The sequence below is a fragment of the Algoriphagus sp. AGSA1 genome (assembly GCF_021390545.1).
Taxonomy (GTDB): domain Bacteria; phylum Bacteroidota; class Bacteroidia; order Cytophagales; family Cyclobacteriaceae; genus Algoriphagus.
Genome location: NZ_JAJUWR010000019.1, coordinates 20391 through 43252, shown reverse-complemented (window position 1 = coordinate 43252; position 22862 = coordinate 20391). Strand labels below are relative to the sequence as shown.

General features: G+C 41.2%; 18 protein-coding genes. 11 read left to right on the top strand and 7 right to left on the bottom strand.

Going from position 1 to position 22862, the window contains the following annotated elements:
* Positions 1-288 precede the first annotated feature (288 nt).
* From LZF95_RS15840 to LZF95_RS15830, 3 genes are all read left to right on the top strand, one after another.
* Complete coding sequence (locus tag LZF95_RS15840; protein WP_233756079.1) at positions 289-1437, top strand: methionine aminotransferase; 1149 nt, start codon at positions 289-291, stop codon at positions 1435-1437.
* Positions 1438-1619: 182 nt separating this feature from the next.
* Entirely contained in the window at positions 1620-3008 is a 1389-nt protein-coding gene (locus LZF95_RS15835; RefSeq protein ID WP_233756078.1) for an arginine decarboxylase, read from the top strand.
* 166 nt (positions 3009-3174) lie between these two features.
* Positions 3175-3708 (top strand): hypothetical protein, encoded by a 534-nt coding sequence (locus LZF95_RS15830; protein ID WP_233756077.1) that lies wholly within the window; start codon positions 3175-3177, stop codon positions 3706-3708.
* A 17-nt stretch (positions 3709-3725) separates the two neighbouring features.
* On the opposite strand, the gene LZF95_RS15825 is transcribed toward LZF95_RS15830, so the two are convergent.
* Entirely contained in the window at positions 3726-5342 is a 1617-nt protein-coding gene (locus LZF95_RS15825; RefSeq protein ID WP_233756076.1) for a glycosyltransferase family 39 protein, read from the bottom strand.
* 135 nt (positions 5343-5477) lie between these two features.
* Between LZF95_RS15825 and LZF95_RS15820 the strand changes: the two genes are divergently transcribed.
* Both LZF95_RS15820 and LZF95_RS15815 read left to right on the top strand, forming a co-directional pair.
* A complete protein-coding gene (locus LZF95_RS15820; protein WP_233756075.1) occupies positions 5478-6392 on the top strand; it encodes a YafY family protein in 915 nt (304 codons plus the stop codon).
* Between the two features lie 290 nt (positions 6393-6682).
* Positions 6683-8593 (top strand): nucleoside-diphosphate sugar epimerase/dehydratase, encoded by a 1911-nt coding sequence (locus LZF95_RS15815; protein WP_233756074.1) that lies wholly within the window; start codon positions 6683-6685, stop codon positions 8591-8593.
* A gap of 72 nt (positions 8594-8665) precedes the next feature.
* Here LZF95_RS15815 and LZF95_RS15810 read toward each other — a convergent pair whose 3' ends face one another.
* Both LZF95_RS15810 and pckA read right to left on the bottom strand, forming a co-directional pair.
* Positions 8666-9103, bottom strand: a complete 438-nt coding sequence (locus LZF95_RS15810; protein ID WP_233756073.1) for a peptidylprolyl isomerase — start codon at positions 9101-9103, stop codon at positions 8666-8668.
* Positions 9104-9376: 273 nt separating this feature from the next.
* Entirely contained in the window at positions 9377-10981 is a 1605-nt protein-coding gene (gene pckA / locus LZF95_RS15805; protein WP_233756072.1) for a phosphoenolpyruvate carboxykinase (ATP), read from the bottom strand.
* Between the two features lie 281 nt (positions 10982-11262).
* Between pckA and LZF95_RS15800 the strand changes: the two genes are divergently transcribed.
* A complete protein-coding gene (locus LZF95_RS15800) occupies positions 11263-12801 on the top strand; it encodes a peptide MFS transporter (RefSeq protein ID WP_233756071.1) in 1539 nt (512 codons plus the stop codon).
* Between the two features lie 152 nt (positions 12802-12953).
* Here LZF95_RS15800 and LZF95_RS15795 read toward each other — a convergent pair whose 3' ends face one another.
* Positions 12954-13655, bottom strand: a complete 702-nt coding sequence (locus LZF95_RS15795; protein WP_233756070.1) for a TetR/AcrR family transcriptional regulator — start codon at positions 13653-13655, stop codon at positions 12954-12956.
* Positions 13656-13800: 145 nt separating this feature from the next.
* Positions 13801-15093 carry a tyrosine--tRNA ligase gene (gene tyrS / locus LZF95_RS15790; protein ID WP_233756069.1) on the bottom strand — a complete coding sequence of 431 codons (1293 nt, stop codon included), beginning with the start codon at positions 15091-15093 and terminating at the stop codon, positions 13801-13803.
* Positions 15094-15352: 259 nt separating this feature from the next.
* On the opposite strand from tyrS, the gene LZF95_RS15785 reads away from it, so the two are divergent.
* Positions 15353-18508 (top strand): S41 family peptidase, encoded by a 3156-nt coding sequence (locus LZF95_RS15785; RefSeq protein WP_233756149.1) that lies wholly within the window; start codon positions 15353-15355, stop codon positions 18506-18508.
* A 56-nt stretch (positions 18509-18564) separates the two neighbouring features.
* On the opposite strand, the gene LZF95_RS15780 is transcribed toward LZF95_RS15785, so the two are convergent.
* A complete protein-coding gene (locus LZF95_RS15780; protein ID WP_233756068.1) occupies positions 18565-18894 on the bottom strand; it encodes a BlaI/MecI/CopY family transcriptional regulator in 330 nt (109 codons plus the stop codon).
* 161 nt (positions 18895-19055) lie between these two features.
* On the bottom strand, positions 19056-19805 hold the full coding sequence (locus LZF95_RS15775; RefSeq protein ID WP_233756067.1) for an acyl-CoA desaturase: 750 nt from the start codon (positions 19803-19805) through the stop codon (positions 19056-19058).
* A gap of 142 nt (positions 19806-19947) precedes the next feature.
* Here LZF95_RS15775 and LZF95_RS15770 point away from each other — a divergent pair, with 142 nt between their 5' ends.
* The 4 genes from LZF95_RS15770 to LZF95_RS15755 all read left to right on the top strand — a co-directional run bounded on the left by LZF95_RS15770 (position 19948) and on the right by LZF95_RS15755 (position 22783).
* Positions 19948-20313 (top strand): phage holin family protein, encoded by a 366-nt coding sequence (locus LZF95_RS15770; protein WP_233756066.1) that lies wholly within the window; start codon positions 19948-19950, stop codon positions 20311-20313.
* Positions 20314-20560: 247 nt separating this feature from the next.
* Positions 20561-21124 carry a hypothetical protein gene (locus LZF95_RS15765; protein WP_233756065.1) on the top strand — a complete coding sequence of 188 codons (564 nt, stop codon included), beginning with the start codon at positions 20561-20563 and terminating at the stop codon, positions 21122-21124.
* Positions 21125-21177: 53 nt separating this feature from the next.
* The gene (locus tag LZF95_RS15760; RefSeq protein ID WP_233756064.1) at positions 21178-22080 is read left to right on the top strand and encodes a histone deacetylase; all 903 of its coding nucleotides are present in this window, start codon (positions 21178-21180) and stop codon (positions 22078-22080) included.
* A gap of 103 nt (positions 22081-22183) precedes the next feature.
* Positions 22184-22783, top strand: a complete 600-nt coding sequence (locus LZF95_RS15755; RefSeq protein ID WP_233756063.1) for an OmpH family outer membrane protein — start codon at positions 22184-22186, stop codon at positions 22781-22783.
* The last annotated feature ends 79 nt before the right edge of the window (positions 22784-22862 follow it).

Below are 22862 nucleotides of genomic sequence, written 5' to 3'. Positions count from 1 at the left end.
ATTGGGTTGGATTTAGGCTGACAAAAGTAGTCAAAAATGCCTTTATATGACCAATTTTAACGAGCAATGCCCTATTGACAATTTTCAACTTACTCAAATGGTAAAGGAGCCAACATGCCCATAGGAATAGATCCCGCAGATATATGTAGATCTATATCGCAGGTTTTCGCTGATTAACTCAACACATATCAGCAGTATTTTCCTTTTCTTAGTCATGGGGATGATAGAGATTTCTCCAAATTGCTATCACATCAAAAAATACTGTCTCAAAATCCATAGTTTTGAATTATGCCTCTTTCATCCAAACTCCCCAACATTGGGACAACGATTTTCACCGTAATGTCTAAGCTTGCTAGTGATTGCAGAGCTATTAATCTTTCTCAAGGATTCCCTGGTTTTGACTGCGATCCAGTTTTATTGGAATTAGTCAGTAAATACATGAAGGCAGGCTATAATCAGTATGCGCCTATGAGTGGTGTGCCGGTATTGAGGGAAAGGTTGGCACAAAAAACCAAGTTGGTACAAGGAGTTGAATTAGATTCAGAGTCAGAAATCACAATAGTTTCTGGAGCCACTGAGGCATTGTTTGCAGCTGTAGCCGCAGTAGTACGGCCGGGGGACGAAGTGATTCTCTTCGACCCTGCCTATGATTCATATGCTCCAGCTGTAGAATTAAACGGAGGCAAACCTGTGTTTGTGCCTTTGAAGTTACCTGACTTTTCGGTGGATTGGGACTTGCTGAAATCAGTGATCACCGCATCTACCCGGCTGATTATGGTGAACACACCACATAATCCCAGTGGCTATGTCTGGACTAAAGAGGACGTTGAGATATTGGCAGGTATTATTCAGGAAACCAATATTTTGATCGTCAGTGATGATGTATATGAGCATATCACCTTTGATGGAAGGAAACATCTATCGTTGTTGACCCATCCTGTTTTAAGGGAAAGAACCTTTATCTGTGGTTCCTTCGGGAAGACTTTTCATGTCACAGGCTGGAAAATCGGCTACTGTCTCGCCCCGCCAAAATTGACCGAGGAATTCAGGAAAATGCATCAATTTATAACCTTCAGTACCGCCACGCCTTTGCAGTATGCCCTGGCGGATTATCTGACTGAGCCTACCGGATATTTAGATCTTCCTGATTTTTACCAAATGAAAAGAGATTTGTTCTGCGAGGGCTTGGGGGATACACCTTTTGTATTTACTCCTGCTCAGGGAAGTTTTTTTCAAATCGTGTCTTACGGACACCTTACACAGGAATCAGATTATGATCTGGCTGTACGGCTCACCAGGGAGGTAGGAGTGGCAAGTATTCCTGTTTCGGTATTTTTCTCAGATAAAAGTGATCATAAATTGCTTAGGTTTTGCTTTGCAAAGGAAGACGGTGAATTGGAAAACGCGCTAGAAAAATTAATGTCCATCAAACTTTAAAGAAGCAGATTCAAGTATGGGCAATTTCCGCTTAAAATGCCTTGATGGGATCCGCGGCAAATCAATAGCCTATTACATTTTTAAAATATTGGGAAAGTCCTAGGGGATTTGTCCCTTTTTCATTTGAATATATCTGATAAAAAGCAATTTTTGCAGGGCTTAACTACCAATCATTCTTGCCAATGAATACTTACAAAGACCTTATAGAGCAGACATTTGATTTCCCGACAAAGGAATTTAAAGTGGAAAACAATGAACTGCACTTCAATGGAGTAAATATGATGGAGATCATAGAAACCTATGGAACTCCGCTAAAACTCTCGTATTTGCCCAAAATCACGGAGAGTATTCAGAATGCGAAAACGTATTTCAGAAATGCGATGGAGCAGCATGATTATAAAGGGAAATATACTTATTGCTACTGCACGAAGTCCTCACATTTCAGTTTTGTCCTCAATGAGGCGTTGAAGAACGATATTCATATCGAGACATCATCCACTTTTGATATCCCACTGGTGAGAAGTCTGTATGCCCAGGGCAAGATCGACAAGGATACATACATAGTATGCAACGGTTTTAAGCGTGAGCTTTACAAGCAATATATCACAGCGTTGCTCAATGACGGGTTTGTTAATTGTGTGCCCATCCTCGATAATCTCACAGAGATCGATTACTATCTGGAACATGTGAAAGTGCCGTTCCAGGTAGGAATTAGGATTGCTGCTGATGAAGAGCCGAAATTCGGTTTTTATACCTCTAGGTTAGGAGTGAGGTATAACGATATCATCAAACTCTATGAAGATAAAATCAAAGATAATCCCAACGTAAGCTTGAAGATGCTGCATTTCTTTATCAATTCAGGTATCAGGGATACAGCCTACTATTGGTCTGAACTGACTAGGTTTATCCAGAAATATGTGGATCTAAAGAAAGTCGCACCCACATTGGATACTATGGATATTGGAGGCGGATGGCCGATCAAAACCAATGTGTTCTTCGACTACGACTATCAATACATGGCAGAACAGATCGTGAAAAACATCAAATGGATGTGTGGAAAGAACAATACAGAAGAGCCTAATATTTTTACCGAATTCGGTAGTTACACAGTAGGAGAAAGCGGTGCAGTGCTTTATTCTGTATTGGAAGAAAAGCTTCAGAATGACAAGGAGCTTTGGTATATGATCGATGGCTCTTTTATAACCCAATTACCTGATAGTTGGGGACTTAATCAAAAATACATCATGCTGGCGATCAACAACTGGGATGAGGAATACCATAATATCAATCTGGGCGGACTCACTTGCGATAGCATGGATTATTACAATTCGGAAGCACACCAATTCAATATTTACCTGCCCAAGACCCAGGAGAAGAAAGTGCAGTATCTGGGATTTTTCCATACAGGAGCTTACCAGGAATCTCTGGGAGGATATGGGGGAATCCAACATTGCCTGATCCCTGCACCTAAGCATGTACTGATAGATCGGGATGCTGATGGGAATGTCACCCATCGTCTGTTTGCTGAAGATCAGACCGAGGAGAGTATGCTGAAGACTTTAGGGTACTGACTTAAACGACCGCTCATTCAACTGAGCGGTTTTTTTTATATCACAGCTCAATGTCTGGCATGTTTTACATTAAAAACAGATGTTTTATTGCCCTTTCCATAAAATTATCCCGTAAAATATGCTTGTTGGTTCCCATTTACTTAGTGAAATGAATTAACTTACCGCTGTGGATTTAGGAAATTTAATTTATATCGTCGCGATTTTGGCCTATTTTATCTATCAGGCTACTCGCGGCAAAAAAAAGAATCAATCACCTGCTGATCAAGATTCCTTACCCTCAGAACCTGAAGAGAAACCAACTACGTTTGAGGATCTACTGAGGGAAATCCGTGATGCGCAAAAAAACAAACCTGCTGAACCAGTTCCACCTCGTATTGATCCAGCACCTGCAGAATACAAGAATGAGGCAGAACCTGTGGTGCGTCCTGAGTGGAGACCTGATCCTGCCCCGGCCGTAAAGAGGTTTCCCACTAAGAAATGGGATGGGGAAGAGATTGAAAATTACCAGGGGGAATTTGAAAAAACGAATTCAGATCTCTCACAAACTTCCAAGGGGATTCCCGAGATCCCTTCATTGAAAGAAACTGCAATTGAAACCTCTTACACCACTAAGAGCAGGTACGCGCGTTTGCTCAAAGACCCCAAATCCTTAAAAGAAGCCATCGTACTTAAGGAAGTTTTGGACAGGAAGCATTTTTAGAGATAATCTTATCCATTTCAATTTATTGGTTGATCTGTTTCAGAAATGTTCGGTTTCAAAAATATATACTTTTGAATAACTCCTTTATTTTCTTCTTGGGCCAACTCATACCCCAGTTCATTGAGCTTAAGTAATACACGGTCAATTTCCTTCTCTTCCAATGGGTAGGCGTGCAGGTAATAAGAATATAGCAGCATGGTAACTGTGTCAAATTTTGGCTTTTCCCAACTCATGATCGCGTCCAAGCCGCGCATCTTCACCTGATTGGTGGGATTTTCCGGGAATAGGACCTGCTCACTGAACTCAAGGAAATTGTTGGTGATCAAAAACGTCTCATTTACAGACCTATCAGTCTCTTCAGATAAGGTTTTTATTAAGAAAGGGTATTGTTTCAGTTTCTGCTGATAAGGGATTGCCAAACAGGCTGGTGCAATAAGACAAATCGCAACTAAAACAGGTTGGAATCTCAGGTGGGAATAACCTGCTAAAATAGCCAGTGCAAAGTTAAAGGCAGCCATTTTAAGATCCTGACTAAATAGGCTGATGATTACTCCAAAAAGTAAAAGCCCTGCCATCCATTTTTTTAACTGATAAGAATGAACCCCATGATACCATCCTAAGGCTATCAGCATAGCCAGTATTGGTATAAAGATGATCAGATGCCGGGGGTTGAGGTAAATAGGGTTATAAAACTCCAGGGAGGAACTCATAAACCAAAATCCAACTAGCAGACATAGAAAAGCTAATGAGAATTCAAAACCTGACCATACTTTACTTTTCAGCCCAAGTAAAATTCCCGGTAGAGCAAATACCATCCATGTCCAGTAGGATCGATCCACAAAGTTACTGATCGGTATTACAGTCAGCCTTTTCAGAATAGCCCCAAAGCCCTTGTCCGCATAAGAATATGCAGAAATATAGTGTCCGGCATGGATGGAATTGATCCGGTACATGGGATCTCCAAAATTAACCCAAAAATAGCATAGATATAGACTCAGCAGAATAATACCAGTTACCATGATTGTATTGTAAAAAGATATTTCTACATGTTTTTTTCGGAAATCATAGATAAAAAGTAAAGCAGGAAAAGGAGCAAGTAGAACAATAGTCTCTTTAGTGAGAAAACCTAAGAATAAACTTAGTACAAGGACAAATCCTGCTAATATCGGACGGGTATTTCTTTGGGTGGCAGCAACTGGAATAAGACAGGTAAAAAGAACTAAAAGGCTGTCAGGGTAAACTTTTGTGAGAAAATGAAGAAAGTAAACCTGGGTGCAAAACCACAAAGTCAAAACCCATGCGGGATAGTTTTTTGGAAGGGTTCTGATCAAAAGAAAAAAGCTAAATGTATAGCTCAAAAGGGAGATCAAGGAAATTCTATGTGGTTCAAATCCCAGTAAATGGCCAATCAGCCCAGAAGGAATATATGCTCCCCATCGACTGGAAAAATGGTATTCGTTTACCTGCATATCGCCTTCCCAGAATTTTTTCCCGGCAAGTAAATAATATACATCATCACTGAAAGTAATGCCGTCGTAGCCGATGCCCCAATAAATGATAAGAAAAACAATTCCAGTAAGAAACGCTGGAAGGTGGATCAGTGGGAAAAAGTAGTTGAGTTTTTGGTTGTTCATCGGGCTAAAAATAGAAGGAATTTTCTATCGCAAGGTAAAATAGTCAAGAAGAAAAAAAATGACAATTTATGTCTATTGATCATTTCGTTTAAGCCATTTGCTTACTTTTACCTTTTGAAAACAAGCAGTTATACCATGAGTCAGGCAGGAAGGATAGAACAGCAAAAAATACTTCGGGTGTTCAAATTGATCAATTTGTTGCAAAGCAACATAGGTAAACCTGTGCATAAATTGGCAGAGTTACTGGAGACGGACGAACGCACGATTTACAGGTATTTCAAATTACTGGAGGCTTTGGGGTTTGAGGTAGTGAAGGAATTCAGCAAATACAAAATCCAGCTACGGCCCGGAGTGGATCAGACCTTGTATTATGGGACATTTTCACAGGAAGAAAGCCAATGGCTGAGATCTTTGATAGAAAGTCAGGGGAAGGGAAATCTGCTTCATGACTCAATCATCAAAAAACTGGATGTCAGATCTGAAGTGAAGCAGGGAACCGAGCAACTATTCAAAGCGAACCTGAGTAGAATGGTAGATGAAGTAGGGCGTGGGATCCAGCAAAAAGTGCAGGTTTGGCTTAAGGATTATTATTCCCTTAGTAGTGATACCACGAGTGATAGACTGGTGGAACCCGCTGCTTTTTCTTCTAATTATGAGAGTATTTATGCTTATGAGCCGGCCAGCAAAAGCATGAAAGTGTTTAAGATCGAACGGATAGGAGAGGTGGTGCTCAGTCAGCAAAACTGGAAATTTGAGGCCAAGCATGAGTTGCCGGGCAAGCAGTTGTTTGGTTTTACGGGAAAGAATAAATTCAGAGTGAAGCTGAAACTGAGTAAAAAGGCTTATCAACTGATGATGGAAGAGCATCCCAATGCCAGACCGTTTACCTCGGTTAAAAACCGAAACCAGTATTATTTTGAAGGTGAGGTACCCCAGCTTCCGGGGTTGGCCAGGTTTATTTTAGGGTTGCCAGGTGAAATCAGGGTTGAAGAAGGGGAGGAGATGAAAACCTACCTGAGCGAGCAGTTGGAAAAAGCTAAATTCCTTTAATCCTGTATTTCCGACCGGACTCGCAAAAGCTACTGTATCCAAGGACAAAAGGGAAGTGCGTGCTTTGGTGATTCTAAAAGTTTTAAGCATGTGGGAGAGGGATAGATCCAATTGCGTGGGATATTCCGTTTATACCTTAGAATGTACAGTTGAAAGATCAAAAAACGCAAAATATTATTAGTATCTTTTAATTATAATTTAGGTATGAGTAAGAAATTGATTAATTTGCGAAAGAATTGGTCATTCATGTTTGTGGTTATATAACTTAGCTATTTGAATAAATTTATACTATGAATTTTTTGACGCGGTTAAAAATCCTTCCTAGATGGATAATTGCCACCCTTGACTCTTTAATTCTTTTCCATTGTGCCTTGTTTGGGTACTTGGTGAGGTTCAATTTTGAATTAGCGCTAATCGAACAATATGACGCAATAGCAGGTAGTTTCACCTTTATGGTGGGAGGGTTGCTTGTCATGCAAAATACCCGGAGTTATGAAGGTATTGTGAGGCACACTGGTTTCAGGGATGGGTCGAATATTTTCAGGACCGTACTGGTTAATTTTGTCCTCTTTCTTTTTTTGAACTTCTTTCATGGCAACTTTTTGAATGATAGGTTTTTGCTCCCTACCTCAGTGCTGATCATAGCGAGCCTTTCCTCACTGTTTATGCTTATTTTTTATCGGTTGTTGGTCAAGGAACTTTTTGTATATCTGAAGAATGGGATATTGGTAAAAGAACTTAAGAACGGAGTCATATTCGGTGCGGGCGAGGCTGGTATCATTGCCCAGGAGGCGATTAAGAGAGACAGCAAGATATTGTTTAATACAGTGGCCTTTTTGGACGATGATCCTAAAAAGGAAGGTAAAAATATTGACGGAAAGAGAATTTATAAGGGCATCGGGGATCTGGAGAAACTGTCAAAGCAATTCGGTGTTACCGAATTGATAATTGCCGTCAGAGATCTTTCAGTACTTAGAAAAAATGAAATTATAGATGAGTGTCTGCGCTTGAATATTTCTGTATCGCTGGTTCCCCCAGTGGATCAATGGATCAACGGAGGGCTGACCGCTGGGGCTATACGTGAAGTCAAAATCGAGGATTTACTCAGCAGGGAGCAGATCAAGCTTGACAATCCGAGAATACATGAGGATCTGCAGGGAAAAGTGATCTTGGTAACAGGAGCTGCCGGATCCATAGGATCAGAGCTTTGTAGGCAAATTTCCCATTATGGTCCAAAACTATTGATCTTGTTTGATATAGCTGAATCGGCCTTGTACGACATAGAACAAGAGTTCAAAGAGAATTATATGTACTGTCCTATCAAGATTGTACTGGGGGACATTAGGAATAAAAAGAAGATCAAGGAAGTTTTTAGGGCGTACAAACCCCAGGTTGTTTTTCATGCAGCGGCATATAAGCATGTACCCATGATGGAAAATTACCCTGAGGAGGCGATTCAGTCGAACGTGCTTGGGACTAAGATCCTGGCTGATATCTCTGTATTGGCCAAAGTGGACAAGTTTGTATTCGTATCTACCGATAAGGCAGTGAATCCTACCAACGTGATGGGTGCGAGCAAGAGAGCAGCGGAAATGTACGTCCAGGCTCTAAATGAATACCTGGAAAGAAACCATAAAAGCTATCATACCAAGTTTATCACCACCCGTTTCGGAAATGTACTGGGTTCCAATGGCTCCGTCATCCCTCTTTTCAAAAAACAAATCTTGCACGGCGGGCCTATTACGGTAACTCATCCTGACATTACGAGGTATTTTATGACCATTCCCGAAGCTTGCCAGCTTGTATTGGAAGCCGGGATTATGGGAGAAGGAGGAGAGATTTATGTTTTTGACATGGGAGAGCCTATCAAGATCCTTGACCTTGCCAATAAAATGATACAGCTTTCCGGTAAAAAAGTAGATGAAGATGTCAAAATTGTGTTTTCGGGGCTTAGAGAGGGGGAAAAGCTATTTGAAGAACTGCTCAATGATTTTGAAACAGTGAAGATCACCCATCATCCCAAAATCAAAATAGCACAGGTCCTGCCTTCTTCCTATCACAAAATCGACGGTCAGATAGAGTTGTTTATGGAGCTGATCCATAAAAATTCTGAGAATGAGTTGGTTTCACATCTGAAAGTTATTGTTCCGGAATTTATCTCCAATTCATCCCGGTTTGAAGTGTTGGATAGGATGAATTAATCGATGCCCATAAAAATGCCCTCAAAAAGCATGTAGCTGGTGAGGGCATTTATTCATTTAAGAGCTTTACGTTCAAGATTCAGAAACAACAATCTTCTCGATTTTGTCCCCTGCTTTAATAGCGTCAATCACTTCCAGGCCTTCCACCACTTTACCAAAGCACGTGTGGTTTCTGTCCAGATGGGCAGTATTGTCTCTGCTATGGCATATAAAGAATTGGGAACCTCCCGTGTTTCTTCCTGCATGTGCCATAGAAAGAACCCCGCGGTCATGGTACTGGTTGTCACCATCCAGCTCACATTTGATGTGATATCCTGGGCCGCCGGTCCCATTGCCTTTAGGGCAGCCCCCTTGAATCACGAAGTTGGGAATAACTCTATGGAATGTCAATCCATCATAAAATCCCTTATTGGCCAGGTCAATGAAATTCTGAACCGCCACAGGGGCATCATTCTCATAAAATTCCACTTTCATTGTACCTTTTTCTGTAATCAATTCTGCTGTCTTCATGTTTTTTTTATGTACCATTTAGTTGCTTCTCTTATTAGTGTCGCAAAAATATAACAATTACAATAAGATTTAATATGTTATCCATACATGGTACGATATTATGAACCCTGGTCTGTTTTTTATTGGCAAATTGTATGATAAGCCTATACAACAGCAATAGGACAGTTATCCATAAGTTATAACTAGTTAATAATCAATAATTACTTGCTAATCAGTTATTTTGTGTGATATAATTTGTTTTAGTACTCGCATCTGCCCTATGCATTCATGATCTCATATAGGAAGCGGCCCACCGGCGAGGATATCATCAGAGGCAAAGTCTTTGAACTTCTCAAAATTTGACTTAAACGCCTCCGCAAGATCCTTGGCCTGCTTGTCATATACTTCTACATCTTTCCAGGTTTGCCTTGGGTTAAGAATCTCTAGAGGTACATTTGGACATTCCAGTGGCATCTCAAATCCAAAGAATCTGTGATGGGAGAATTTAACATGGTCTAGCTTCCCCTCCAAGGCCGCGGTAATCATCGCTCGGGTGTATTTCAGTTTCATCCGGGATCCTATTCCGTATGGCCCTCCGGTCCAACCGGTGTTAATCAGCCATACATTAGTATCATATTTCTCAATTTTTTCTCCAAATAATGTGGCATACCTGGCTGGATGTAGGGGAAGGAATGCAGCCCCAAAACATGCTGAAAATGTTAGTTTTGGTTCAGTTATCCCCATCTCTGTCCCTGCTACCTTTGCAGTATAGCCGGAGATGAAATGGTACATCGCCTGGTTTTTATTTAGCTTGGAAATAGGAGGAATGACCCCAAAAGCATCTGCTGTCAGAAAGAAAATATTTTTAGGTATTCCCGATTGGGAAGGAACCAGCGCATTGGGAATATAATCGATCGGATAGGCGCTACGGGTGTTTTCCGTCACCGATTTATCCTTAAAATCAACTTCCCTCGAATTTTCTTTAAAGCGGGTATTTTCTACAATGGAACCGAACTTGATGGCTTCCCAGATTTCGGGTTCTTTCTCTTTGGTCAAGTCTATAACTTTGGCATAGCAACCGCCTTCAAAGTTGAAAACGCCAGTTTCAGTCCATCCATGTTCATCGTCACCCACTAGTTTCCGGTTTGGATCTGCTGAGAGAGTGGTTTTGCCCGTCCCTGACAGCCCAAAGAAAACAGCGGTGTCTCCATCATCTCCTGTGTTTGCCGAGCAATGCATAGAAAGTACATTCCTTTCATGCGGAAGAATGAAATTCAAAACGGAGAAAATCCCTTTTTTCATTTCCCCTGCATAACCGGTTCCTCCAATCAGGATGATCCTTTCGGTAAGATTGATTATCGCGAAATTTGGATTGGCAGTACCATCAGTAGCGGGGTCAGCCTCAAATTCCGGAGCGCAGATAATGGTAAAGTCATGTTCGAAGTCTTCCAATTCTTCTCTGGATGGCCGTAGAAACATGTTGTTGCAAAAGAGATTGTGCCAAGCCAGGGTATTGATGATTTTTAATTTGAGGCGGTGATCAGGATCTGCGCCAGCATAGGCATCCCGCACAAATAATTCCTTATCCGAAAGATAGGATTTCATTTTCTCCAGCAGCAAATCAAATTTCCTGGAGTCAAATGGGATGTTGATGTCGCCCCACCAGACAGAGTCTCTGGTTTTATCATCCAGTACGATGTATCGGTCTTTTGGGGATCTTCCGGTAAATTTACCGGTGTCTGACATGAGGGCGCCAGTGGATGTAAGTTTTCCTTCTTTTCGCGCCAAAGCAAATTCCACCAGTTCAGCTGGTGGAAGGTTGTGGTGAACTTTTCTCTTCGTGTTCAAGCCGAGAAAAGCCAGGGGGGAAGTCTGGGTTGCCAGATCTAGTTCCTGCATAAATATTTGGGTTTACAATCTGAAAATTGTCTTCACAAAACTACTGAAATACCTATTAATAAAACCAATAAAACATGCTTTATTTTTGATTACAATCGATTGCATTAAAGAAACGAATGTTTATTTGGTTCCGGTTTTATGGGATATGGTAGCTAGAATACTTGTGGTCAATCTGGGGTGAATTTTGATGCTTTAGCTGTAAATCCATATTCTTTCCTTTGGAAACAACTGATAAAAAGGTTTATCATTGTGAAATTGATTTCACCCAAATAAAACTATCCTTGGAAAAAGACCTTAATATTGAATTAGAAGAGCCTACACTTTTGGGCCATCCCAAAGGCTTATTTTACTTATTTTTCGCAGAACTTTGGGAGCGATTTAGCTTCTATGGTATGCGGGCACTTCTCACCTTGTATATGGTGGATGTAATCTTCGAAGCATTGACCGATAGGGATTATGCGACTGCTGCAGTGTATGCCTCTTATGGATCACTGGTATATGCATCTACTGTGATTGGTGGTAGAGTCTCTGACAAAGTATTGGGAATGCGTAATTCAATTTTTCTTGGAGGGATTCTGATGTCCTTGGGACACTTTGTATTAGCTATAGAGAATAACGTGGCCTTCTTCTTAGCCTTATCACTGATAATTGTAGGGAATGGCTTTTTCAAGCCTAATATTTCCACTTTTGTAGGCACCTTATATAAAGATGGGGATACTAGAAAAGATTCAGGTTTCACTATTTTCTATATGGGAATCAATATAGGAGGATGGGTAGCCCCCTTATTATGTGGTTGGCTGGCAGTTGCTTATGGCTGGCACTATGGCTTTGGATTGGCTGGTATAGGAATGCTCTCAGGTTTGCTTTTCTTTTGGAGCGGTATTAGGAATGGTGTGTTTGGTGAGAGAGGATTGCCACCTGCAAATGGAGGTATAGATAACAAAGTCATCGGTATAAAACAGCGTTATTTTATTCCCTTGATATCATTTTTATCAGTTCCGTTGATAGCCTATTTATTGTCCTCCTATAAACCATTAGGAAGCGGAGATGGATTTTTTGCTGACCAGAATGTTGTTAATATTATATTTAAATTTATAGGTGTGAGTATCATCGGATATTTAGGCTATATAATTTTCCAAGCAAACAAGGATGAGCGGAAAAAACTATTCGTAGCTGTATTGATTACCGTTTTCATGACCATATTCTGGGGCTTTCATGAGCTTTCGGGAAGTGTGATCACGCTGTTTGCCGCAAGAAACGTGGAACTTTCAGGGATAATGACAGCTTCCCAAACCAACTCACTAAATTCCATGTGGATTATTATTTTGGCGATTCCTATTTCTCTGCTTTGGACTTTCCTTTCCAAAAGAAACCTTAATCCTAGAACACCTTTTAAGTTTGGAATGGGGCTTTTATTTGCAGGAATCAGTTTTTATATCCTCTCTATCAGTAAAGGGAGTGCAAATGAATCAGGACTGGTACCTTTCGCCTACTTGCTATTAATGTATTTTTTGATTTCTGTAGGAGAACTATTCATGTCCCCGGTGGGGCTTTCCAAAATCACTGATTTATCCCCTAAGCGTATAGTGGCATTTATGATGGGGGTGTGGTTCCTGTCCTCGGCTTTTGCATTTCAGGTGGTCGGATTTATTGGTAAGCAGCTTTCAATTGAAAGTACAGATAAAAATATAGGTGGTTTTGACACCCTCTTTGTCTATACCGATGGCTTTTTGCTTATTGCAAAGTATTCTATTGGGGCTGGTCTCTTAGTGGTAATTGCCGGGCCTTTTATAAAGAGGTTGATGGGGAATGTGCATTGAATTTTTATATCTTGGGTGCGCTTCACTTTAATAAAAGCCTGTTTCGATTCTTCGGGGCAGGTTTTTATTATTTATGTCAGATGATTTCTGCTAGCTGCCTATCCTTGATCAATTTTGCATTCCAGTCTCAGCTTGTACGGTAGATCATCCTGTCAAAACAAGCTAGTCTGTACTGTGGTCTTCTTAGTGGCCTGTATGGTGCCCTTGAGCATTTCCTGCATCAGGCGCAGGAATCCTGGCTCCCAGTTTTCCGCATGTATTTTTAGGTCTTTGCCTTCGTACTCTATAGGCCCCAGCATTTTTTCATAGCCTATGATCATACTCCAGATGGTATAAAAAGTGATTTCCGGTTGCAGCTCTGCCCGGATGCTCCCGTCTTTGATCCCCTGGCTCACCATCATGATCCCTATTTTGGCCGGCTCATGGTGGATTTCCAGCAGCTTCTGAAAATGCACCGACTCCATGGTTTTGGGATCTATCCATTTGCGGGTTTCAGGATTGTTGAATTTCTTGAGAAGATCTAGAAAATTAATAATGGCGTCATAGTAAACCTGGTTGGATTTAGCAAAACTTACTATCCTCACCAATAGGGAGCAAAGCATGTCCAATCCGCTTTTCCCTTTTGTCCTGTTTGACCACTCATCGCGGAATTCATCCTTGAACTGATCAAAAGCCTTTTTGGTCAAGGCCATGAACAGATCTTCTTTATTTTTATAATAAAAATAGGTAAGTCCCTTACTGATTCCTGATGTTTTGGCTACATCTTCCATGCGGGTGGCCTGATACCCTTTGGATGTAAACAGTGCTACAGCTGAATCCAAAATGAGTTTCTCTTTGTTTTTCTCTCCTGCCATGTGTTAATTTCTTTAGATAAAAATAGGCTACAAAGATATTAAACTTGGGTCAAAAAATGGTTTGGATCTTTGCTAATTTGAGGAGAAATCGCAAAAAAAGGCTTTAGGAAAAGCCTAAAGCCCTACGTCCATGATTATCACACGCTTATCTAACTTCTAGTATATAGTAATTCTTCTTACCTTTTTGTACCAACAAATATTTGTTTTGAAGCAGAGTCAACTCTATAGCTGCATTCGGGTCGGTAAGCTTTTCCTTGTTTATACTTACCCCGCCTCCCTGGATCATTTTACGTGCTTCGCCTTTGGAAGCAAAAACGACACCCTGGGTGATCTCGCCGAAAATATCCAACACCGAATTAAGGGCCTCGTAATCATTTCTGTCTAGCTGGACTTGTGGCACTCCGTCAAATACCTGAAGGAATGTACGCTCATCCAAAGCGGCCAAATCCTCTGTAGATGACTTGCCGAACAGTATTTCAGATGCTTTTACAGCCATCTGCAAATCAGATTCTCCATGCACCATACTAGTGATCTGTTTGGCGATTTCCTTTTGTAGGATACGTAGGTGGGGAGCTTCACTATGTTTTGATTCCAGTTTTTCTATAGTTTCCTGGTCTAACACTGTAAATATCCTGATGTATTTGGAAGCGTCCTCGTCCGATACATTCAGCCAAAACTGATAGAATGCATAAGGCGATGTTTTCTCCGGATCCAACCATACCGAACCCCCTTCGGTCTTGCCGAATTTGGTCCCGTCTGCCTTGGTAATCAATGGGACTGTCAAGGCATATGCGCTTCCTCCGCCCATTCTACGGATCAGTTCAGTGCCCGTTACTATATTCCCCCATTGGTCTGAACCTCCCAGCTGAATAGAGCAGTTCTCATTTTTCCATAAATGATAAAAATCATAACCCTGAATTAGCTGATAGGTGAATTCTGTGAATGAAAGACCACTTCCATCTTCCAAACGTCGTTTGACAGAGTCTTTGGCCATCATGTAGTTCACTGTAATATGCTTCCCAACGTCACGGATGAAGTCTAAAAAGCTGAACTTTGACATCCAGTCATAATTATTTACCAGTTCGGCCTTATTTGAAGAGCTTCCGGAGAAATCCAGAAATTTTGCCAACTGCTTCTGGATACACGCCACATTATGATCCAGTGTTGGTTTATCCAGAAGGTTTCTTTCTGCTGATTTGAAAGAAGGGTCACCGATCATGCCCGTGGCCCCGCCTACCAAAGCAAAGGGCTTATGCCCTGCCCGCTGGAAGTGAAGCAAGGTCATTACCCCTACCAGATGGCCAATATGCAATGAATCAGCCGTGGGGTCAAAACCCAGATATGCAGAAGCCATTCCTTTATTCAGGTGTTCTTCTAATTCGGGCGTCATATCCTGAAGCATACCTCTCCAGCGCAATTCTTCTATAAATGAATTCATCTTGTCTTGATTTTTCAAAGTGCAAATATAGACTTGTCAATGGAAGGAATGAAGGAAAGAGGAAAAGCATTCAGGGAATATTAGAGCTTTCGGGCGTTGGAATTGTCCATTTGATATAATTATTTCTCTTTAAAAATTGATTTTTGCTTACTTTCAGAGCCTAAATCAATATGATATGAACTTTAAACAAAAGCTTTTTTCTATCCTGTTTGTCTGCGCTACAGTGACCACCCTGTATGGGCAAGATGCCCCGAGATGGATGCGATATCCTGCTATATCCCCGGATGGATCCCAAATAGTTTTTACCTACAAGGGTGATCTGTATTTGGTGGGAAGTGCAGGTGGCGACGCCAGACAGATTACTTTTCATGAGGCGCATGATTTTATGCCGGTTTGGAGCAGGGATGGAAAGCAGATAGCCTTTGGCTCAGATCGATACGGCAACTTTGATGTTTTCGTGATGAGTCCATCGGGAGGGCCTGCAAAAAGGCTGACCTATCATTCCAATGATGAATTGCCGTTTGAATTTTCGGCCGATGACCAATCCGTAATATTTGGTGCCAATAGGATGGATATCGCCGAGCACAGGCAATTTCCTACGGCATCCCAGCCTGAGCTTTATTCCGTACCTAGAGAAGGAGGCAGGGTAGATCAGATTTTTACCATCCCGGCTGAATACGTGCGAAGCAATAAGGACGGCAGCAAACTTCTTTACCATGACAAAAAAGGCGGGGAAAATGAATGGAGAAAACACCATCAGTCCGCAATAGCCCGGGATATCTGGGTGTATGACAAGGCTACTGACACGCACACCATGCTTACCGGTTTCTATGGAGAGGATCGAAACCCAGTGTTTTCACCTGACGAATCTGAGGTTTACTATTTGAGTGAGGAAGACGGCACCTTCAATGTCTTCGCTATGGATATCAGCAATCCTGGGCAGACCATAGCTCTTACGACTTTGGAAAAATATCCTGTCCGCTTCCTTAGTATATCCGATGGGGGATTGATGAGCTTCAGTTACGATGGGGAGCTATATACTTTCCGAAAAGGAGAGCAGCCTATGAAACTTGCCATACGAATAGAGACTCAGTCCATTAACAATCCGGATAGCTACATCAGTATCAATGGTGGTGTTCGGGAAATGGCCATTTCGCCAGATGGTAAGGAGATCGCTTTTATCGCCAGAGGAGAGGTATTCGTGACTTCTGTAGATGGATCGTTGACTAAAAGAATCACAACTACACCGGAGCAAGAACGATTTGTGCAATTTGCTCCAGATGGCAAGTCCATAATTTATTCCAGTGAGAGAGAGGACAAATGGCAGATTTTTCAGTGCACGAAAGTGAGGGCAGAGGAGCCTTTCTTTTATGCTTCTACTTTATTAGAAGAGAAGCCACTTGTGAGTTTAGAAGGGGAGGCCTATTTGCCTAAATTTTCGCCTGATGGGAAAAAACTTGCCTATGTGGAAGACCGGCGCACACTGAAAGTATTGGATTTATCCTCTAAGGAAAGCGTGACTCTCATGACTCCAGACCAGCTGTTCCATATGAGGGACGGAGATCAGTATTTCACATGGAGCCCGGATAGCAAATGGCTCCTGGCTACCTATCGGCCTACTATGGCTAATTCGGAAGTTGTGCTTTTGGATGCTTCGGGTAAAGAAGCTATGAAAAACCTCACAAAAAGCGGCTATGGCGATGAAGCGGCCAAATGGGTAAACGAAGGGAAGCAGATGCTGTGGTTTTCCAATAGAGACGGGCTTCGCAGCTATGCGACCAGTGGACAAAGCCAGAATGATGTATACACCATGTTTTTTGACAAAGCTGCCTGGGACAAGTTTACTTTATCAAAAGAAGACTATGACCTTTTGAAGGAAATAGAAAAGATCAATAAAAAGGAAAAGGAAGACGACAAAGAGAAGGATGAAAAGAAAGATGAAAAGGATAAAACAGTAGCTCCGCTGACATTTGATTGGGATGGAATAGAGGAGCGCAAAGCTAAATTGACCATTCATTCATCTTCTCTAGGTGATGCGGTCCTATCGAAAGATGGTGAAAAGTTGTACTACTTGGCAGCATTTGAGAAAGGTATGAACCTGTGGAGCACTGACCTAAGAACGAAGGAGACGAAGCAGGAGCTTGTATTGGATGCAAGTTACGGCAGTTTAGAATGGGATAAGGACCAAAAAAACCTTTACCTGCTCAGCAACGGCACAATCTCCAAAATCAACCCCGAGGGAATGAAAAAGGAAACAATCAAAATCTCAGGAGAGATGACCTTTGACAGGAATGCGGAGCGGGCCTATATGTTTGACCACATCTGGTTAAGAACAAAGGGGATATTCTATACTCCTGATATGCACGGGGTAGATTGGGAAGAGGCTAAAATAGCTTATGAAAAATACCTTCCCCATATCGGGAACAGCTATGAATTTGCTGAAATGATCTCAGAAATGATCGGTGAGCTGAATGTTTCCCATGCAGGTGCGCGCTACTCCCGGTCAGTGGATATGGCAGACCAGACCGCTTCACTAGGGGTGTTTTGGGATTATAATCACATAGGAAATGGCGTCAAGGTTACTGAGATTATCTCAGGAGGGCCTTTGGATAAATCAGATCTGGATGTGAAAAAAGGCATGATCATAGAGAAAATAGATGGAGAAGTAGTGGACACTACTACTGATTTTGCCCGCTATTTAAACAGAAAAGCCGATAAATTCATGCTGATCGAAGTTGTGGATCCTGGCTCGGGAGACCGAAAGCAGCTTACCGTAAAACCTATAACACTACGGGAAGAAGGACAATTGCTTTATAAGCGGTGGGTGAAAACCAACCAGATGGAGGTGGATAGTCTGAGTGGGGGCAAGCTGGGATATGTACACATTCCGGGGATGAGTGATGGCCCTTACCGTAATGTTTACGAAGAGATGATGGGGAAATATCACGATAGCGAAGCTGTGGTAGTTGACACCAGATTTAATGGTGGCGGGGATTTGGTAGCAGATCTGGCAATGTTCTTTACAGGAGAGAAATTTATCACTTATGCCACAGAAGCCAGAGAGGTGGGATATGAACCCACTGCGAGATGGACTAAGCCTACTTTGGCAATGTTTAATGAGGCCAATTATTCTGACGGACATTGCTTTGCCTGTGGCTATACTGATTTGAATATTGGAAAGACTGTAGGGATGCCTACACCTGGGACTTGTTCATTTGCGGGATGGGAAAGTCTGCCGGATGGAGGCAGGTGGGGCACTGTTCCTATTTCCGCTAAAAATAAAGCAGGTGAATGGATGGAAAATAATGAAACCAAACCACAGTTTCTGGTGAAAAACATGCCAGGTAAAATAGATAAGGGAATAGACCAGCAGCTTGAGAAGGCAGTGGAAGAGCTATTAAAAGACGTACAATAAAAAAAGACAAAAAAAAACCTGGTATGGCTACCAGGTTTTTATTTTTCCACAAATGATTACTGATAAGTTTTGGTATTCAGGGTTTCATCATTTTTGAAAAATTCAGTGAGTTTTCCGAAGGAATTTTCAAAATAGCCATCCAGCATTTTCTTGATAATAAAAGACCTGTATTCATCCTTGGACACTATAGGAAAATACTCGTGACTTTTGCCGTAGGATTTGTGGCTGACAAATCCCTTGCGCTCCAATATCCTCACAATAGTCGATACAGTATTGTAGGCTGGTTTTGGTTCTGTCATAGGAGTAAGGATGTCTTTCACGAATCCCCTTTCTATCTCCCAGAGGATCTGCATGATTTCCTCTTCTGCTCTTGTTAATGGTTTCATAAGTAAGGCGTTAAGTTTTAATTGCTAGAAAATTATTGGTTTAGTTTCACAATTGCAAATAAAATCACCTTTACTTTTAATTTTTTTTATCTCAAGAGATTAGACGTTTACATAATATTTTATCCTTTTCAACAAAAACGGCCTCAAAGAGGCCGTTAATTTTATGCAGGTCTTAATTTGATGATCCTGGTCATGTGCAGCAATTTTACAATTGGATAAGTAGGGTCAAACTCATACCATTTTACTGCGAAATTAGGTCTGTTTGGCAGTTTGTGATGATTATTCTGGAATAATTCACCCAGCATCAGCACATCGAGCAAAAGACTGTTTTTTGATTTATCGTTGTTGTCAAAATTGGCATAACCATATTTGTGACCACTCCAGTTGACTATAGCTCCATGTACCGGTCCCATCAGGAAATGGATAGGAAGCAGAAAATACATCCACCAATGGGTACCTGGCAAATCAAATACTGAAATACACAACACATAAATAGCTACATACAGCAACCCCCAGCTTACCCTTACCAGCATGGTATCAGCAAATCTGTCAAATCTGTTCCAATCAGGGATGTCCCTGGAGAATCTTTCTTCCGGTTTCAGGCGAAAAGAAAAGTACTCATTATAAATGTTCTTGGTCTTCCACATCATTGTGAAGAGATTTTCAGTATGATGGGGGCTGTGGGGATCTTTTGGGGTGTCACTGTAGGCGTGGTGCATCCTATGTAGAATGGCATAAGCTCTAGGGGACAAATAAGAGCTGCCCTGCCACATCCATGTGAAAAGATAGAAGAACCTTTCCCAAAATTTGTTCATATAGAACATTTGATGGGCCGCATATCTGTGAAGGAAGAAGCTTTGGCAAAACAGGGAGAAATACCAGTGCAATAAGAAGAATATGATGATTATCACTCGGTGAAGGATTTAATGTTAAAGTTGCAAATATAGGACAACCTAATCCAAGTAACGAATTCCAGCGAGGTTCCATTCATTTTTTCGGGATGATATTTGTCATTTTTTCTGAAATATTGACCATTATCTGTAAATTTATTGGATGGGAACGAGAAACAAGCCTTTAGATCTTTTGGTCAAAATCTTACTTGGAGGGATAGCGGTGTTGATTGCCGAGTTTTTCTTGAAAGGTATTCATATAGACACCTTTATGACTGGATTTTTGCTGGCAGCGGTTATTATCCTGATTAATATTACCCTGAAGCCTCTTTTGATAGTGCTGACCTTGCCTATAACGGTGCTGACACTCGGCCTTTTTTTGTTGGTGATCAATGCATTGATGATCATGCTGGCGGATCGGATTATTCCGGGTTTTACTGTCGATGGTTTTTGGTGGGCAGTTTTATTCGCAATAGTCGTGAGTATCATAAATTCTCTTTTCGGCAACAATTTGAATCTTACCCAGTAAGGGATAGGGAATTCCCTGAATTTTAAATTCCGTTGTTTTTTTGCTTTTCTGATAGGTTAAAATGTGCTTTTTACTTCTTATTCAGGTTATTATAATCCTAAGAATAGCACAATTTTATAACAATTTCTCTATCAGACTTTGTTGTTTTAATTAAAATCGATTAGATTTTGATACTATATTACTATTCTATTTAGTACTATTGAACCGCTAATCACTGAACAATAACTATTCTTTAACTATTTGACCCATGTCAATATCAAATCCAGGTTTTGATCCTATGCGTATCGGCGAGCTGAGGGAAGAGCTAGATCAGCTCAAGAAACCGTTTAAAATCATTCCCGATGAGGAAAACTCCGATGAGTTCGTGAATTTCTATTTTATTGGAATGTATCAGGGAAAGGAAGTCATTTACGATGCAGCATTATATACGCTCAGATTACACCATGCAAGTGAAGTATATGAGCTTGCCGAACATAAGGCTGCGCAGAAATTCCCGAATTTCAATGGAATCTCCTACGAAGAGGATGAAAACGGAAATTTAAAACCACTCACCAGCGAAGAAGAGGAAATCGGTTGGTTTATCACAGAGATTATCATGGAGATAGAGGAAGAAGAAAGTGTGAAAGTGCAGGAATTTGTGGACGTGGACACGCACCATGATTTCGGGATAGGGGTGGATGCCGCTTTGAATGTAGATCACATTGATGAGATCGTTATCTCAAACTTTATCAAGGAATTCAACGACGATACACTTGAGTTGGATGACACCATGTATGCCTTCCAATCTGAAGAGGAGGATATAGAAGATTAATTTGATTTCCATATAAACTCTAAGCTACGCTTGCTGACGACAAGCGTTTTTTTATGCTCAAAATTGCCTTTTCCACTGTTTATAACCATCTTCTTCCCGAAGGACATAGGTTTCCTATGCTAAAGTACGAGCTGCTGCGCGGACAGTTGTTGCATGAGGGGATAGTTGATGAAGAGAACTTTTTTGAACCAGCGCCCTTGGACGAAAAGTGGATTATGAGTACCCACACCCCTCAATATTGGCATAAGCTTAAAAATCTGGCCCTTTCTAAGTCAGAAATCCGGGCGACAGGATTTCCCCTTACAAAAGAACTGGTGAATAGAGAAACCACTATTGCGAATGGTTCGATTCAGGCAGCGCTTTTCGCAATGCGATACGGCATAGGAATGAATATAGCTGGCGGAACTCACCATGCTTTCGCTGATAGAGGCGAAGGGTTTTGCCTTTTAAATGATCTTGCTATCACATCTAATTATTTGATTGATAATCAGATTGTTGAAAATATTCTGATTATTGATCTGGATGTGCATCAAGGCAATGGAACCGCAAGTATTTTTGAAGATAATCCTCAGGTATTTACCTTCAGTATGCATGGGGAAAAGAACTACCCAATGAGAAAGACCACATCGGATCTTGATTATGCATTAGCTGATGGGACTGGAGATGCCGAGTACTTGAAAATACTTCAGACCCAGTTGGATAAGATATTGGCTGTTTTTACACCGGATTTTATTATTTATCAGTCAGGGGTGGATGTACTGGAAAGCGACACGCTAGGGAGGCTGTCAATGAGCTTAACAGGGGTGCAGCAGCGGGACAGTATGGTGCTTGACTTAGGTAAATCCCTTGGCGTGCCTATTATGTGCTGTATGGGCGGAGGGTATTCTTCACAGGTCTCCAAAATAGTAGATGCCCATACCCAGGTATATAGAATTGCCCAATATCTATATTCATAGGTGTATGTATTGTGGTTAAAAATCCTATGAGATTCACAGTCTTTTCTTGTAAAGTCAATACTTTCTTTATATTTGCGCCCTTGTAATCAATAACATCAACAAAGTGAAAAGAGGACTAAAATTAATCGGTGCATTGAGTCTTGCTACAGTGCTGCTATATGGCTGCGATAAGGCCGGAACTTCCACCACTACCACCGAAGGAACCGCTAAAGAAGTTAATCAAGGTGATTTGACTATTGCTTTCGTTTATACTGATAGTGTGATCAATAAGTACGATTACTTCAAGACGAAGTCCGAAGAACTGACAGAGAAGGGCAAAAAATTTGAAGGCGACCTTCAAAGTAGAGCTAGGGGTTTTGAACAGGAAATTCAGAATTTCCAACAGACTGGAGGGAACATGACCCAGAACCAGGCAAGAGCTAAGCAAGAAGAGCTTGCAAAAAAAGAACAAAATCTAATGACTTACCGGGATAATCTGATGCAGGAGTTGTCTTCTGATGAATCAGCTCTTTACAGTGAAGTGTATGATAGGGTTCAGAAATACTTGAAAAAATATGCTGAGGAAAACAACCTTTCGGTGATTCTGAGCTATACAAGAGGCGGAGCTGTATGGTATGGAAATGATGCCCTTGACCTTACGGCCTCTGTGATTGAAGGATTAAACAAGGAATATACTGCAGCACCTACTGACACTGCGAAGTAATTTTGTAACTCTATCTCAATATTGAAACCCAGCTTAAGCTTAAGCTGGGTTTTTTTGTGGGAAAAAATTGGGTAATTTT

Excerpts from the sequence above, each read along its gene's own strand:
- pckA (WP_233756072.1), bottom strand. The coding sequence starts at position 10,981 with ATGCAGGAACTAGATCTGGCAACCCAGACTTCCCCCCTGGCTTTTCTC.
- LZF95_RS15765 (WP_233756065.1), top strand. The coding sequence starts at position 20,561 with ATGTCAATATCAAATCCAGGTTTTGATCCTATGCGTATCGGCGAGCTG.
- LZF95_RS15760 (WP_233756064.1), top strand. The coding sequence starts at position 21,178 with ATGCTCAAAATTGCCTTTTCCACTGTTTATAACCATCTTCTTCCCGAA.
- LZF95_RS15840 (WP_233756079.1), top strand. The coding sequence starts at position 289 with ATGCCTCTTTCATCCAAACTCCCCAACATTGGGACAACGATTTTCACC.
- LZF95_RS15815 (WP_233756074.1), top strand. The coding sequence starts at position 6,683 with ATGAATTTTTTGACGCGGTTAAAAATCCTTCCTAGATGGATAATTGCC.
- LZF95_RS15820 (WP_233756075.1), top strand. The coding sequence starts at position 5,478 with ATGAGTCAGGCAGGAAGGATAGAACAGCAAAAAATACTTCGGGTGTTC.
- tyrS (WP_233756069.1), bottom strand. The coding sequence starts at position 15,093 with ATGAATTCATTTATAGAAGAATTGCGCTGGAGAGGTATGCTTCAGGAT.
- LZF95_RS15785 (WP_233756149.1), top strand. The coding sequence starts at position 15,353 with ATGCGATATCCTGCTATATCCCCGGATGGATCCCAAATAGTTTTTACC.
- LZF95_RS15795 (WP_233756070.1), bottom strand. The coding sequence starts at position 13,655 with ATGGCAGGAGAGAAAAACAAAGAGAAACTCATTTTGGATTCAGCTGTA.
- LZF95_RS15770 (WP_233756066.1), top strand. The coding sequence starts at position 19,948 with ATGGGAACGAGAAACAAGCCTTTAGATCTTTTGGTCAAAATCTTACTT.
- LZF95_RS15825 (WP_233756076.1), bottom strand. The coding sequence starts at position 5,342 with ATGAACAACCAAAAACTCAACTACTTTTTCCCACTGATCCACCTTCCA.
- LZF95_RS15835 (WP_233756078.1), top strand. The coding sequence starts at position 1,620 with ATGAATACTTACAAAGACCTTATAGAGCAGACATTTGATTTCCCGACA.
- LZF95_RS15780 (WP_233756068.1), bottom strand. The coding sequence starts at position 18,894 with ATGAAACCATTAACAAGAGCAGAAGAGGAAATCATGCAGATCCTCTGG.
- LZF95_RS15810 (WP_233756073.1), bottom strand. The coding sequence starts at position 9,103 with ATGAAGACAGCAGAATTGATTACAGAAAAAGGTACAATGAAAGTGGAA.